The sequence below is a fragment of the Tahibacter soli genome (assembly GCF_025717065.2).
Lineage (GTDB): Bacteria > Pseudomonadota > Gammaproteobacteria > Xanthomonadales > Rhodanobacteraceae > Tahibacter > Tahibacter soli.
Window position 1 is genome coordinate 819,065 of the sequence record NZ_JAOVZO020000020.1, and the last position, 14,032, is coordinate 833,096.

The following is a 14,032-nucleotide window of genomic DNA, read 5'->3' on the forward strand; positions in this document are numbered from 1 at the left end:
TGGAGGCGAATGCGCCGCTTTGGCAAGAACTCGATGCCCGGATTGGGCATGTCACTCGACAACGTTCGTCCAGTCCTGGCGCCCGTGCCAGACTCTGACTACCTGCAGCGTGTCGTCAACGACACGATAGACGATGATGTAAGGGCTGCGCTGTACGACGCATTCGCGAGTGCCGGAGTAAATGCCTTTGCGCCCGCTGTCGGGCAATACACGCAGACGGAGCAGCGCGGAGTTCACACGCATGGCAAGCAGGCGCGCGACCTGACGATCGATGTGGTTGTAGTAGCGCTGATTCTTCTTGAACTGGACAGCCGCCTTGGCCGTCCACTCAAGCTTCAACATCGACGCCCCATTCGGCGAACATTGCACGGATTTCTTCTGCGCTCGCAAATTCGCGCCGATCAGCCTCTTTGACACCGTCCTCGACTTCGGCAAGGAAGCGAACGCGTTCGGCGAGATCGCTCCATGAAGCATCGTCCGGCAGTTGATCGATCAATTTATGAGCTTCTTGCTTGAACGGGTCGGCCATGGGGGTGCTCCGGAGTCTGGGGCGATCCTAGAACGTTTTTTTGCATGCGGCGTAGTCTTTTCTACGTCGGCGCCAGGACATCGTAACGACGCCGCTTACAGCACGGACGTGCGAAGAAGTACTGACGTGCTGCGCGCCGATCGCAGCGGCAAGGCCGTCGATCAAAAGACCGGCAAGCCCCTCCTCAGTCGTAGACGGAAAATTTCTTCGGAGAAGATGTCGATCCCCACCACCCCCATTCGTCGGAGTCAATGAGGCACATTCGCCTCCCAACCCAAGGAGCTTCACCATGCCCGGCACCGTCCGCCTGCACCGCGTATTCACCTGCCCGCCCGAGCGCGCCTATCGCGCGTTTCTCGACGCCGCCGCGCTCGCCAAGTGGCTCCCGCCCGACGGCTTCACCTGCACCGTGCACGAGCTCGACGCGCGCGTCGGCGGCCGCTATCGCATGAGCTTCACCAATTTCTCCGCCGGCGGCAGCCACAGCTTCGGCGGCACCTATCTCGAACTCGTGCCGAACGAGCGCATCGTCCACGACGACCGCTTCGACGATCCCAACCTGCCCGGCGTCATGGTCACCACGATCACGTTTCGCGAAGTGACGTGCGGTACCGAAATCCACATCGTCCAGGACGGCATTCCGGACGTGATTCCCGCCGAATCGTGCTACCTCGGCTGGCAGGAATCCCTGACGCTCCTCGAACGCATCGTGGAACCGTCGATACCGGGCTGACCGCCCCGCCGCACGGCCGGAACGGTGGCTCGCAAACCGGGCCACCGTTCCGACGTGCATTGCGCTCGCGCCCGCCTTGATGAGGGCCGACCGATCCCCACGTCGTCAGCGCAGTGACCTTGCGCACTGACGGCGTGCGCGCGCCTGCCGTAAACGACAAGCCACACGATCACGGAGTGCAACGCATGTTCGATCCGGAACGCCTGCTCGGCCAGATGCTCTCGGGCTCGCTCGGCAATATTTTCGGCGGTCGCGGCCGCTCGCTGCTCGGCGGCGATCTCGGCGGCAAGACCGCGCTCGGAATGGGCGCGCTCGGCGTCGCGATCGCCGCGTACGAGCATTACACCGAAAGCCAGAAGCAGCCGGCGTCCGGCGGACCGCCGCCTCCGCCGCCGCCCTCGGCAGGACCGCCGCCGCCCCCGCCGCCGACACGCGCGGCGACGCCGACCACGCAGGCAAAGGACGATGCACTCCTGCTCGTACGTACGATGATCGCCGCGGCCGCCGCCGACGGCCGCATCGACGACGACGAACGCCAGGCGATTCTTTCGCGCGCGGCCGGCATCGACGCGGACGAGCGCCGCCTGCTCGAGACGGAGCTCGCGTCGCCGCGCACGCCCGCGCAGATCGCCGCTGCCACGCGTCCGGGCTTCGCGCCGCAGGTGTACGCGGCGGCGCTGCTCGCCGTGCGCGTCGACACGCTCGAAGAGAGCGACTGGCTCGAACAGCTCGGCTTCGCGCTCGGCCTCGACGGCGGCACGCGCGCGCAGATCGCGCAGCAGCTCGCCGGCGGCGCGCGGTGATTCACCACCTCGATCTCACCGTCGCCGACCGCGAACGTTCGACGCGGTGGTACGACCTCGTGCTCGGCCGCCTCGGCTACGCTCGGATCGGCGACTACGAAGGCGACGTGCCGTGCTGGGCGCCGCCCGCCGATGGCCCGTGGCGCTGGAGCCTCGGGCTGCACCAGGCGCGCAGCGCGACGCCGCACGACCGCTACGCGCCCGGCCTGCATCACCTCGCGCTCGCCGCGCGCAGCCGCGAACAAATCGACGAATTCCACAAATTTCTCGTCACGCACGACGTGACCGTGCTCGACGCGCCGGCCGAATACGACTACTCGCCCGGCTACTACGCCGTGTTCTTCGCCGACCCGGACGGGCTCAAGCTCGAACTCGTGCACGAGCCGGCGGCATGAGACCGGACGTCTACTGGGTCAGCGACGTCGCCCCGCTGCGGCTGGCGATCGCGCCGCGCCCGCGCGCCGGCGAGTGGCTGGAAGACGAATTCGCCGGCTGGCGCCGCGACGGCGTCGACGTCGTCGTATCGCTGCTGGAAGCGCACGAGGCGCGCGATCTCGATCTCGCCGACGAGGCGCGGCTGTGCGCGCGGTACGATATCGACTACATCGGGTTTCCGATCCCCGACCGCGGCGTGCCCGAGCGCCACGACGCCGTGCGCGATCTCGCCGACGCGCTCGTCGCCGAGCTGCGCGCGGGGCGCGGCGTCGTCCTGCACTGCCGCGCCGGCATCGGGCGATCCGGCCTGATCGCCGCGTGCGTGCTGTCGCGGCTCGGCCATGCGCCGCCGTCCGCGTTCGCGATGCTCGCGCGGGCGCGCGGCACGCTCGTGCCGGACACCGATGCGCAGTCGCAGTGGGCCGCGGCGTTCCATCGGGCCGGATTGAACGCGTAGCAGACTGCTGAGAAACCGAGCGCCAACGCGATCCAGGGATGGATCGCCCGAGAATCGATCGCGCAAGCGATTGAATCTCGTCAGAAGGTGCGCAAGCTTTGCTTGCGCCGTTCGATTGAGAAACTCAAACATCCGGCCAGTTCGACCAATGTCCATCCGTTTTTCCCGCACTGCGGCTTGACCGGCGCGCGGTCGCGGAACGACGCTTGCGGCCGGAGTCCAACGGGGTCGGCGCATGAACGGCATGGTGAGCAAACTGGGCTGGGGAGCCTTCGCGATCTTCGGGGCGGCCTGCCTCGGCGTGGTCGCGCTGGAACGCGGCGAATCGATCAACGCGATCTGGCTGGTGTCGGCGGCGATCGCCGTGCTGACGATCGCCTATCGCTTCTACAGCCGCTACATCGCGGTGACCGCGCTCGGTCTCGACGCGAATCGCGCGACACCGGCCGTGCGCCGCAACGACGGCCTCGATTTCGTGCCGACGAACAAGTGGGTCGTCTACGGCCACCATTTCGCCGCGATCGCCGGTGCGGGTCCGCTGGTCGGTCCCGTGCTCGCCGCGCAGATGGGCTATCTGCCTGGCACTTTGTGGATTTTATTCGGCGTCGTGCTCGCCGGCGCGGTGCAGGATTTCATCATCCTGTTCTGCTCGCTGCGCCGCGACGGCCGCTCGCTCGGCGACATGATCCGCAGCGAACTGGGGCCCGTCGCCGGCGCCATCGCGATGGTCGGCATCCTGATGATCATGATCATCCTGCTCGCCGTGCTCGGCCTCGTCGTGGTCAAGGCGCTCGCCTCGACCGGCACGCAACCGGGCAGCCCGTGGGGCACGTTCACGGTCGCGATGACGATACCGATCGCGCTGTTGATGGGCCTTTATCTGAAGTTTCTGCGCCCGGGCCGCGTGCTCGAGATGTCGATCATCGGCTTCGTGCTCTTGATGCTGTCGATCTGGCTCGGCGGCGTCGTGGCCGAAGATCCGGTGTGGGGTCCGCGCTTCTCGTTCGACGGCAAGGCGCTCGCGTGGATGATGATCGCCTACGGCTTCGTCGCGTCGGTGATTCCGGTGTGGCTGCTGCTCGCGCCGCGCGACTATCTGTCGACGTTCCTGAAGATCGGCACGATCCTCCTGCTCGCGCTCGCGATCTTCGTCGCCGCGCCGAACCTGCAGATGCCCGCGGTGACGAAGTTCATCGACGGTTCGGGCCCGGTCTGGTCCGGCAGCCTGTTCCCGTTCCTGTTCATCACGATCGCATGCGGCGCGGTGTCGGGCTTCCATGCGCTGATCTCGTCGGGCACCACGCCGAAGCTCGTCGCGAACGAAACCGAGGCGCGCTTCATCGGCTACGGCGGCATGCTGATGGAAGCGTTCGTCGCGATCATGGCGCTGATCGCCGCGTGCGCGCTGCAGCCGGGCGTGTACTTCGCGATGAACGCGCCGGCGGGAATCGTCGGCACGACGGTCGAGTCGGCGGCTCAGGTGATCAGCAGCTGGGGGTTCGTGATCACGCCCGAAATGCTGACGCAGACCGCGAAGGAAATCGGCGAGCCGAGCATCCTGGGACGTGCCGGCGGCGCGCCGACGCTCGCGGTCGGCATGGCGCAGATTCTCCACGGGCTCGTCTCCGGCAACGGCATGATGGCGTTCTGGTACCACTACGCGATCCTGTTCGAAGCGCTGTTCATCCTGACGACGATCGACGCCGGCACGCGCGTCGGCCGCTTCATGATCCAGGACCTGCTCGGCACCGTGTATCCGCCGATGCGCCACACCGAATCGTGGACCGGCAACCTCGTCGCGACCGCGCTGTGCGTCGCCGGCTGGGGCTACTTCCTGTACCAGGGCGTGGTCGATCCGCTCGGCGGCGTCAACACGCTGTGGCCGCTGTTCGGCATCGCCAACCAGATGCTCGCGGCGATCGCGCTCGTGTTCGCGTGCGTCGTGCTGATCAAGATGAAGCGCGAAAAATACCTGTGGATTCCGGCGCTGCCGACCGCGTGGCTCGTCATCTGCACGGTTACCGCGGGCTGGCAGAAACTGTTCCACGAGAACCCGAAGATCGGTTTCCTGTCGAACGCGAAGCGCTTCTCCGATTCGCTCGCGAAGGGCGAGCTGCTCGCGCCGGCCAAATCGGTCGCCGAGATGGAACGCATCGTGTTCAACCAGTACGTCGACGCGGTGTTGTGCGCGCTGTTCCTGCTGGTGGTCCTGTCGGTCGTCGTGTTCGGCCTGCTCGCGGCGCTCAAGGCGCGCCGCACCGACCAGCCGACCGCGCAGGAAACGCCGTTCGTGGCGCTGGCGCCGTCGTCATGAGCGCGGCGGCGTCGGTGCGTTCCGCCTGGCGCTGGCTGCGCGAGCTCGGCCGCCTGATCGTCGGCGTGCCGAGCTACGAGGCGTACGTGACGCATATGCGCGCGCAGCATCCCGACGCGACGCCGATGACGTACGAGCAGTTCTTCGAAAACCGGCTCGAAGCGCGTTACGGCAAGGGCCGTTCGCGCTGCTGCTGACGGAAGGTCGCGACGCCTCGAACGAGGCGTCGCGACGCTGCAACGTTGCGCGCGCACCGTACGCGTTTTCCCTGCGAACGCCGCGGCCATGAACTTGTTCCTGCCCACCTGCCTTGCGATAGTCGCGACGACCGTTCTCACCGCGACGCTACCGATGGCCGATTCGCCCGCCGACGCGCACCGCCATCCCGATCCGATCGTGATCGGACATCGCGGCGCGAGCGGCTATCGGCCCGAGCACACGCTCGCGTCGTACCGGCTCGCGATCGAACAGGGCGCCGACGTCATCGAACCCGATCTCGTCGTCACGCGCGACGGCGTGCTGATCGCGCGCCACGAGAACGAGATCGGCGGCACGACCGACGTCGCGCAGCACGCCGAATTCGCTTCACGCCACACGACCAAGACGGTCGACGGCGTCGCCGTGACCGGCTGGTTCGCCGAAGACTTCACGCTCGCCGAGATCAAATCGCTGCGTGCGCGCGAACGCCTGCCGCAACTGCGCGGCACGGCATACGACGGACAGTTCGACGTGCCTACGTTCGACGAAGTGATCGCGCTGGCGCAGGCGTCGCCGCGCAAGGTCGCGATCTATCCGGAAACCAAGCATCCGACGTACTTCGCGGTCGAAGGCCGCTATCTCGACGGCAAGCCGATCGGGCGTTCGCTCGGGCGGCTGCTGATCGACGCGCTCGTCAAGGCGAAGTTCGTCGAGCGCGAACGCGTGTACATCCAGTCGTTCGAGATCGCGAACCTCGTCGAACTCAAGCGCGAGATCATGCCGCAGGCCGGCGTCGATTTTCCGCTGATGCAGCTCATGGGCGATCTGTCGCGCAGCGGCGGCGACGCCGATTTCGCGATGCCTTACGACCTGCGCTGGAACGCCGCGCACGGCGGCGATTTCGCGGCGCTCTATCCCGGGCTGACGTCGCGGCCCTCGCGCTATGCCGACCTTGCGTCGCCCGCAACGCTCCGGTGGATGCGGCAGTCGTATGCGACCGGCATCGCGCCGTGGAAGGACGACCTGCTGCGCGAGGCCACGGTGCACGGCATCGTCGCGGCGGCGAAGGCGCAGGGGCTGCGCGTGCATGCGTACACGCTGCGCACCGAGACGCAGTACCGCACGCGCGGGCTGTCGTACGACGAGGAAGTGCGCGCGCTGCTCGACGGCGGCGTGGACGGGTTCTTTACCGACAATCCGGACAAGGGTGTCGCGGCGCGGGATGCCTGGGTGAAGGGGCGCAACCCGTGACACAAGACTCCCTCTCCCCCGACAACCGTCAGGGGAGAGGGGGCGACGCTCGGCACTTCCTCGACATCGACGAAGTACGACGCGTCCTCCCCCTCACCCCAGCCCTCTCCCCCAAGCGAGCTTGGGGGAGAGGGAGCAAAGCAGAAACGAGGGACTCTCTCTCTCGCCAACGGCCGTCGGGAGAGGGAGCAAAGCCTCACTGCCCGATATGCTTCTTCAACCACGCATTGACGGTGTCATGCCACTTCACGCTGTTCTGCGGCTTGAGCACCCAGTGGTTTTCGTCGGGGAAATACAGGAACTGGCTCTCGATGCCGCGGCGCTGCAGCGCCGTGAACGCGCCCAGGCCCTGCTCCAGCGGAATGCGGAAGTCGAGGCCGCCCTGCACCACGAGCATCGGCACTTTCCACTTCGCCACATGGTTCACCGGGTTGAACTTCTCGTAGCTCTCGGGCTTGTCGTACGGCGTGCCGCCGTGTTCCCACTCGTCGAACCACAGCTCTTCGGTCGAATAGCCCATCATGCGCGCATCGAACACGCCGTCGTGGTTGACGAGGCACTTCCACGGCTGCTGCCAGTTGCCGGCGATCCAGTTGATCATGTAGCCGCCGTACGACGCGCCGAGCGCGCACGCGCGAGTGCCGTCGAGGAAGTCGTACTTCGCCAGCGCCGCCGTCCAGCCCTTCTGCAGGTCTTCGAGCGGCTTGCCGCCCCAGTCGCCCGAGATCGCGTCGGTGAACGCCTGACCGTAGCCGGTCGAACCGTGGAAGTTGATCGTCACCACCGCGTAGCCCTGGCCCGTGTACGTCTGCGGGTTCCAGCGGTAATGGAAATCGTCGGTCATCGCGCCCTGCGGCCCGCCGTGAATGATGAAGGCGACCGGGTACTTCTTGCCTTTTTCATAGTTCCACGGCTTGACGACGTAGCCCTGCACGCGCTCGTCGTTCGCACCCTTGAAGTCGAAGAACTCGACGTCGCCGAACGCGACGTCTTTGAGCTTGTCGGCGTTGTAGTTCGTGATCTTCCTGCCCTTGCCGCTCTTGGCGTCCGCGAGGTAGAGATCGGCCGGCGCCTTCAGCGTGTCGCGCGCGTAGACGAGCGTCTTGCCGGCGACGTCGTAACCTTCGACGTGGCCGGTGCCGACGATCGCCGCGGCCTTGCCGCTCGCGACGTCGATGCCGAACAGGCCGTGGTTGCCGTTGTCGTCGGCGGTCGCGTAAATCGTTTTTCCGTCCGGCGACAGCTTGATCGAACCGGCCGAGCGATCCCACGCCGCGTTGATCTCGCGCGTGGCGCCGGTGGCGAGATCGAGCGCCATCACGCCGAAGCGGTCGGCCTCGAACGTCGGACGCTTCATCGCGAGGTAATACAGCGTCTTGCCGTCGTGCGACGGCACCGGATACGAGTCCCAGGCCTGATTGCCGGGCGTCAGGTTCTTCGGCGTCGCCTTGCCTTCGGTCGCGACGGAATACAGATCGAAGTTCGTCGACCACGCCTCGGTGCGGCCGGCGATGCGCGCGCCGAAGTACACGGTCTTGCCGTCGGGCGAGAACGCGTATTCGCTGTCGTCGCCGAACGGCTTGGACGGCACGTCGCCGTCGATGCCGCGCGACATCAGCGTGAGCTTGCGGTCGAGCCGGCCGTCGTCGGTCAGCGAGGCGAGGTACAGCTGGTTGCGGCGGCCGTCGGCCCACGTGTCCCAGTGGCGCACGAACAGCTGGTCGTACACCTTGCCGGTGACCTTGCTCGCCGCGGCGTCGTCGAGGCGCTTCTTCGTGCAGTCGAGATCGGCGCAGTCGGTGAACACTTCGAGCGACAGCAGCACGTGTCTGCCGTCCGGCGACAGCTTGAAAGAGCCGATGTCGAGCGGCAGCCCTTCGCTGATCTGCACCGGCGCCTGCGGCGACGCCTCGAACGTGGCGCTCATGACGCGCGCCTTGTCCTGCGAGGCGAGCGCCGGCGCGATGTCGACGCGCCACAGATGGCTCTGTCCGTCCTTCGCGGCGGTGTAGAACACGCTGCGGCCGTTCGGCGCCCAGCGCGGCGTGGTGCTGCTCGCACCGGTCGCGCTGATCTTCACCGGCGTCGACTTGCCGTCGAGCTTCTGCAGCCAGATGCCGTTGACGCCCTTGTTCGCGTCGAAGTTCGTTTCGCGCAGCTGGAACGCGACGTAGCGGCCGTCCGGCGACACCTGCGGATCGGAAACGCGGTCGAGATTGACGAGATCGCTGGCGTTGAAGCCGCGCGTCGCGGCGTGCGCGGACGCACCGGTGGCGGCGAGCAGCGCGAGCGTCAGTGTTGCGGTCGATTTCATGCGGTTTTCTCGCTGAGTTGATCAGTGGCGGTTCGGCGTGGCGAGCGGCGGCGTGCCTTCGGAATGCGGCTTCGTCGCCACGCGGTACAGGAGCCAGCCGGTGAACGCGAGCACGCCGAGGCCCACCCACATGCCGAGGTGCAGGCCGACCGACAGCACGTCGGCGCGCTGCGACACGACGATCGGAATCGCGATGAGGATGCCCGTCAGCGCCTCGCCGGTGATGAGGCCGGCCGAGAACAGCGTGCCGGGACGGTGCACGCGGTCCTTGTCTTCTTCGCTGCCGTTGACGACGCCGTGGTAGCGCTCGACGACGTGCGCGAGCAGACCGCCGAGGAAGATCGGCACCATCAGTTCGAGCGGCAGGTAGATGCCGATCGCCGCGCCGAGCACCGGCACGCGGAACGACGACTTGCGCGACTTGAGCCATTCGTCGAGCGCGATCACGAACGCCCCGACGACGGCGCCGAGGCCGATCATCGTCCACGGCAGATCACCGCCGAACAGGCCGCGCGCGACCGACGCCATCAGCATCGCCTGCGGTGCCGCGAGCGAGTTCGGATGTTCCGGCGTCGGCGCGCCGATGCCGTAGGCGGCCGCGAGCAGGTTCAGCACCGGCGCCATCACGAGCGCGCACGAGAACGCGCCGATCGCGAGCATCACCTGCTGTTTCCACGGCGTCGCGCCGACGAGATAGCCGGCCTTGAGATCCTGCAGGTTGTCGCCGCCGACCGCGGCCGCGCAGCACACGACCGCGCCGATCATGATCGCGGCGACCGGGCCGATCGTCGACGCCTTGCCGAGCAGCAGCATCAGCACCAGCGAGGCGAACAGGATCGTCGCGATCGTGATGCCCGACACCGGGTTGTTGCTCGATCCGACGAGGCCGGCGAGATAGCCCGACACGGACACGAACAGGAAGCCCGCGACGATCATGATGATCGTCATCGGAATGCTCACGGCCCAGTTGCCGACGATGGCCTGGTACAGCGCGCCGAGCGGCAGCACGAAAATCACGAGCGCGATCAGCATCCACTTCATCGGCAGGTCGCGTTCGGTTTCCGGCACGTCGGCATTGGTGCCCTTGCGCGCCGCGGCGATGCCGCTGCGAATGCCCGACAGCAGCGACTTGCGCAGCGAGAACAGCGTCCACACGCCGCCGATCAGCATGGCGCCGACACCGAGGTAGCGCACTTTCGCCGACCAGATCGCGAACGCGATCGGCGTGGCGTCGGTCATGGTCGCCAGACGCGCGGCGAACGTCGGATCGGAATCCTGGAACCACGCGTAGTAGGCCGGAATCGCGATGTGCCAGGACAGGATCGAACCCGACAGCACGACGATGCCGACGTTGAGGCCGACGATGTAGCCGACGCCGAGCAGCGCCGGCGACAGGTTCGTGCCGATGTAGCCGATCCACTTGCCGAAGAACGCGCCGCCGGCGGCGGTGTCGGGAATCAGGCGCATGCCGCTTTCGGCGGCGAGCTTGACGAACGCGCCGAGCGCGCCGGCCATCGCGAGGATCTTCACGCCAGGACCCGGGTTTTCGCCGGCCTTGAGCACTTCGGCCGCGGCCTTGCCTTCGGGGAACGCGAGCGGTTCTTCGACGATCATCGTGCGGCGCAGCGGCACCGAGAACAGCACGCCGAGCAGGCCGCCGAGGCCGGCGATCGCGAGCACCCAGGAGTAGCGGAAGTCCTGCCAGTATTCGAGGATGATCAGCGCCGGGATCGTGAAGATCACGCCGGCGGCGATCGACGAGCCGGCCGACGCGCCGGTCTGCACGATGTTGTTCTCGAGAATGCTGCCGCCGCCGAGCAGGCGCAGCACGGCCATCGAAACGACGGCGGCCGGAATCGCGGTCGCGATGGTCAGGCCGGCGAACAGGCCCAGATAGGTATTGGCGGCGGCGAGAATCATCGCCAGCACTACCGACAGTACGACGGCGCGTACGGTCAGCTGCGGGACGGCGGCAGGTTGGCTCATGCGGACTCCGAAGGTCTAGGCCCGCGCGGCTGACGCGGGGGCGCCAAGCATACCTGACGAATCCGCCCTGATTGTCCCTGAATGGTTCCGGGACAGTCGTCCGCGGCGCAGGGGTTGCGTTTCCTGCGCGGATCTTTGCTCGTCATCCCGGCGAAAGCCGGGATCCGGCCTTTACTCTTCGTTTTCGCGCCTCCAAAAGCTGGAACGGCGAGCCAAAAAGCGCAAGCCTCGGAGCGGTCCCGCCCTATACTCCCCGCCCCGCCCAAGTGCCGGAACCGCGCATGTCCGCCGCCCTCCCGCTCGCCGAACGCTACGACGAGACCGACACCTTCCTGGGCCACCCCAAAGGCGTCTACGTCTGCTTCTTCACCGAGATGTGGGAGCGCTTCTCGTTCTACGGCATGAAGGCGCTCCTGCTGCTGTATCTGCTGCAGCACCACAAGTTCGGCGACAAGACCGGCTACGACCTCATCGGCGCCTACGGCGGCCTCGTCTACTGCATGCCGGTGATCGGCGGCATGCTCGCCGACCGCTGGCTCGGCATGCGCAAGGCCGTCGTGTTCGGCGGCCTCCTACTCGTGTTCGGCCATATCGGCATGGCGATCGAGGGACACGCGGCGACGGTCGTCGACGGCGTCGTCGTGCGCGACGGCGGCGCGCTGCTCGCGTTCTACTTCTCGCTGTCGCTGATCATCATGGGCGTCGGTTTTCTCAAACCGAACATTTCCACGATCGTCGGCAAGCTGTACGCACCGAACGATCCGCGCCGCGATTCGGGCTTCGCGCTGTTCTACGCCGGCATCAATCTCGGCTCGCTGTTCTCGGCGATCATCTGCGGCTATCTCGGCGAAACGCTCGGCTGGAGCTGGGGCTTCGGCGTCGCCGGCATCGGCATGCTGCTCGGCCTCGCGCAGTTCCTGTGGGGCCAGAAGTACCTGCGCGGCCACGCCGAGGCGCCGGCGCCCGAGCGCCTGCGCGAACACGTCGCCGGCCTGCCGCGCGAAGCATGGATCTACATCGCCGCGGTCGCGGGCCTCGTACCGGTCGCCGCGCTCATGTGGTCCGTCGCGAACGGCGCGTTCAAGCTCGGCGACGAGATCACGCCGGCGCTCGCGCTGATGATCCTCATGATGCTGGTCGTGCTCGGCTGGTTCGTCTGGTTCGTCGTCACGCAGTGCACGAAGGTGCAGCGCGACCAGATGATCGCGCTGATCTGCCTCATCGCGATGTGCCTCGTGTTCTTCACGCTGTACGAGCAGACGTACGGCTCGTGGGTGACGTTCAACGACCGCCTCCTGACGAAGAACGTGTTCCCGTCGCTCGTGCAGGAAACGCCGCCCGTCGTGTGGGGTTCGGACTGGCTCGCGAACCTCGCGCTGTTCGCGCGCACGGCACCGTGGTCGAGCGCGTCGGTGCTGCTCGCGCCGCTGATCTTCGTCGTCGCGGCGAAGCTGTCCGACCGCGATCCGGCGTCGCGCGCGCCGCAGCTGATGTTCGCCGTGTCGTTCGCGCTGATGCTCGCGGTGCTGATCCGCGATCTCGTCGTGCTGCCGCAGACCGCAAGCTCGCTGACCTATCTCGGCGCGTTCTTCCTCGTGCTGCTCGCGCCGCTGTTCAGCGGCCTGTGGGGCTGGCTCGACCGGCGCGGCATGGACCCGTCCAAGCCTGCCAAGTCGGCGCTCGGCCTGATGCTCGCGGGCGTGTCGTTCGTGCCGCTGATCTTCGCCGCCGACATCGCGGGCGCAAGCGGCGCGATGGCGAGCGTGTGGTGGATCGTGCTGGCGTATCTCATCCTCGAACTCGGCGAGATGTGCCTGTCGCCGGTCGGCTTGTCGGCGGTGACGCAGTTGTCGGTGCCGCGCGTGGTGAGCCTCATGATGGGCACGTGGTTTCTCGCCACGGCGTTCTCCGAAACGCTCGCCGCGCAGTTCGGCAAGCTCGCGGCGATCGAGATTCCCGAGGGCACGGCGCTGTCGTTCGCCGACGCCGCGCCGAAGTACGCGCACCTCTTCACCGTGATGCTGTGGATCGGCGTCGGCTGCGGCGTCGCCGCGTTTCTGGTCGCGCCGTGGCTCAGGCGGTGGATGCACGGGGTCAAATAGGCTCCGGCACCGGCGGCAGGTGCGCGCAACGCTCGCTGACGAACTCGCGCAGCTTCTGCAGCGCGGGACTGAGCAGGCGCCGGTCGGCGCAGACGAAGTGGAGCGGTGCCGCCTCGCCGCGCCAGTGCGGCAGCAATACTTCGAGCCGGCCCGCGCCGACGTCGGCCGCGACGTCGGCCCACGACTTGTACGCCACGCCGCGTCCGGCCAGCGCCCATTGCCGCACCACGTCGCCGTCGTCGCTGACGCGGTCGCCGTGCACGGTCACGGCGATCTCGCCGCCGTCGCCGGCAAAGCGCCAGCGCGCGTGCACGTCGTCGCTGAGCAGAAAGCGCAGGCAGTTGAGCTTTTTCAGATCGTTCGGATGCGACGGCCGGCCGTGCGCGGCGATCCACGCCGGGGAGGCGACGACCACGCGCCGGTTGTGCGGCAGGAGCGGCAGCGCGACCAGCGACGAATCGGCCGGCGCGCCGTAGCGCACCGCGAGATCGACCGGCTGGCGATACACGTCGGCGACGCGGTCGGACGCCTGCAGGCGCAGGAGCAGCGCCGGATGCCGCGCGAGGAATTCGTCGAGCCACGGCGCCAGCACGTGCCGGCCGAAATCCGACGGCACCGACAGCTGCACGGCGCCCCGCAGTTCGGTCGCATCGCCGCGCAGCGCCTGCTCGCCCTCGTCGAGCGCCTGCAGCGCGATGCGGCAGTGCGCGAGAAAACGCTCGCCCTGCGGCGTCAGGCGCAGGCTGCGCGTCGAGCGCACGAACAGCGGCGCGCCGAGTTCGGCCTCGAGCCGCTTGATCGCCGCGCTCGCCGCGGCGGGGCTGAGATCGAGCGTCCGCGCCGCGGCCGACAGGCTGCCGTGATCGGCGGCGCGCACGAAGAATTCGAGTTCCAGCAACGCTTTCATAAC

At 67.4% G+C, this 14,032-nt stretch carries 13 protein-coding genes; 8 read left to right on the plus strand and 5 right to left on the minus strand.

Annotated features, from left to right (window positions below; all coding sequences use genetic code 11):
• Nucleotides 1-51: 51 nt before the first annotated feature.
• Together OD750_RS24585 and OD750_RS24590 are read right to left on the minus strand one after the other, a co-directional pair.
• Nucleotides 52-342 carry a type II toxin-antitoxin system RelE/ParE family toxin gene (locus OD750_RS24585; RefSeq protein ID WP_263541265.1) on the minus strand — a complete coding sequence of 97 codons (291 nt, stop codon included), beginning with the start codon at nucleotides 340-342 and terminating at the stop codon, nucleotides 52-54.
• The gene (locus OD750_RS24590) at nucleotides 329-529 is read right to left on the minus strand and encodes a hypothetical protein (protein WP_263541266.1); all 201 of its coding nucleotides are present in this window, start codon (nucleotides 527-529) and stop codon (nucleotides 329-331) included. Before OD750_RS24590 ends, OD750_RS24585 begins: the two co-directional genes overlap by 14 nt.
• Nucleotides 530-818: 289 nt before the next feature.
• Between OD750_RS24590 and OD750_RS24595 the strand changes: the two genes are divergently transcribed.
• The 7 genes from OD750_RS24595 (at nucleotide 819) to OD750_RS24625 (ending at nucleotide 6,720) form a co-directional block, all read left to right on the plus strand.
• The gene (locus OD750_RS24595) at nucleotides 819-1,262 is read left to right on the plus strand and encodes an SRPBCC family protein (protein ID WP_263541267.1); all 444 of its coding nucleotides are present in this window, start codon (nucleotides 819-821) and stop codon (nucleotides 1,260-1,262) included.
• 185 nt (nucleotides 1,263-1,447) lie between these two features.
• On the plus strand, nucleotides 1,448-2,065 hold the full coding sequence (locus OD750_RS24600) for a tellurite resistance TerB family protein (RefSeq protein ID WP_263541268.1): 618 nt from the start codon (nucleotides 1,448-1,450) through the stop codon (nucleotides 2,063-2,065).
• On the plus strand, nucleotides 2,062-2,460 hold the full coding sequence (locus OD750_RS24605; protein ID WP_263541269.1) for a VOC family protein: 399 nt from the start codon (nucleotides 2,062-2,064) through the stop codon (nucleotides 2,458-2,460). The genes OD750_RS24600 and OD750_RS24605 overlap by 4 nt, the downstream gene beginning before the upstream one ends.
• Complete coding sequence (locus tag OD750_RS24610; RefSeq protein WP_263541270.1) at nucleotides 2,457-2,957, plus strand: protein-tyrosine phosphatase family protein; 501 nt, start codon at nucleotides 2,457-2,459, stop codon at nucleotides 2,955-2,957. The genes OD750_RS24605 and OD750_RS24610 overlap by 4 nt, the downstream gene beginning before the upstream one ends.
• Nucleotides 2,958-3,201: 244 nt before the next feature.
• Entirely contained in the window at nucleotides 3,202-5,271 is a 2,070-nt protein-coding gene (locus OD750_RS24615) for a carbon starvation CstA family protein (RefSeq protein ID WP_425508262.1), read from the plus strand.
• Nucleotides 5,268-5,468, plus strand: a complete 201-nt coding sequence (locus tag OD750_RS24620; protein WP_263541272.1) for a YbdD/YjiX family protein — start codon at nucleotides 5,268-5,270, stop codon at nucleotides 5,466-5,468. The genes OD750_RS24615 and OD750_RS24620 overlap by 4 nt, the downstream gene beginning before the upstream one ends.
• A gap of 88 nt (nucleotides 5,469-5,556) precedes the next feature.
• Nucleotides 5,557-6,720, plus strand: coding sequence for a glycerophosphodiester phosphodiesterase family protein (locus OD750_RS24625; protein ID WP_263541273.1), 1,164 nt, complete (start codon nucleotides 5,557-5,559; stop codon nucleotides 6,718-6,720).
• A 196-nt stretch (nucleotides 6,721-6,916) separates the two neighbouring features.
• Here the strand turns inward: OD750_RS24625 and OD750_RS24630 are convergent, their stop codons facing one another.
• Together OD750_RS24630 and OD750_RS24635 are read right to left on the minus strand one after the other, a co-directional pair.
• Nucleotides 6,917-9,034: a S9 family peptidase gene (locus tag OD750_RS24630; RefSeq protein WP_263541274.1), complete on the minus strand. Its 2,118-nt coding sequence runs from the start codon at nucleotides 9,032-9,034 to the stop codon at nucleotides 6,917-6,919.
• A gap of 21 nt (nucleotides 9,035-9,055) precedes the next feature.
• Nucleotides 9,056-11,020 carry an OPT family oligopeptide transporter gene (locus OD750_RS24635; RefSeq protein WP_263541275.1) on the minus strand — a complete coding sequence of 655 codons (1,965 nt, stop codon included), beginning with the start codon at nucleotides 11,018-11,020 and terminating at the stop codon, nucleotides 9,056-9,058.
• A 281-nt stretch (nucleotides 11,021-11,301) separates the two neighbouring features.
• Between OD750_RS24635 and OD750_RS24640 the strand changes: the two genes are divergently transcribed.
• Nucleotides 11,302-13,122, plus strand: a complete 1,821-nt coding sequence (locus tag OD750_RS24640; RefSeq protein ID WP_263541276.1) for a peptide MFS transporter — start codon at nucleotides 11,302-11,304, stop codon at nucleotides 13,120-13,122.
• On the opposite strand, the gene OD750_RS24645 is transcribed toward OD750_RS24640, so the two are convergent.
• A complete protein-coding gene (locus OD750_RS24645) occupies nucleotides 13,115-14,029 on the minus strand; it encodes a LysR family transcriptional regulator (protein ID WP_263541277.1) in 915 nt (304 codons plus the stop codon). The genes OD750_RS24640 and OD750_RS24645 overlap by 8 nt on opposite strands.
• Between the last annotated feature and the right edge of the window lie 3 nt (nucleotides 14,030-14,032).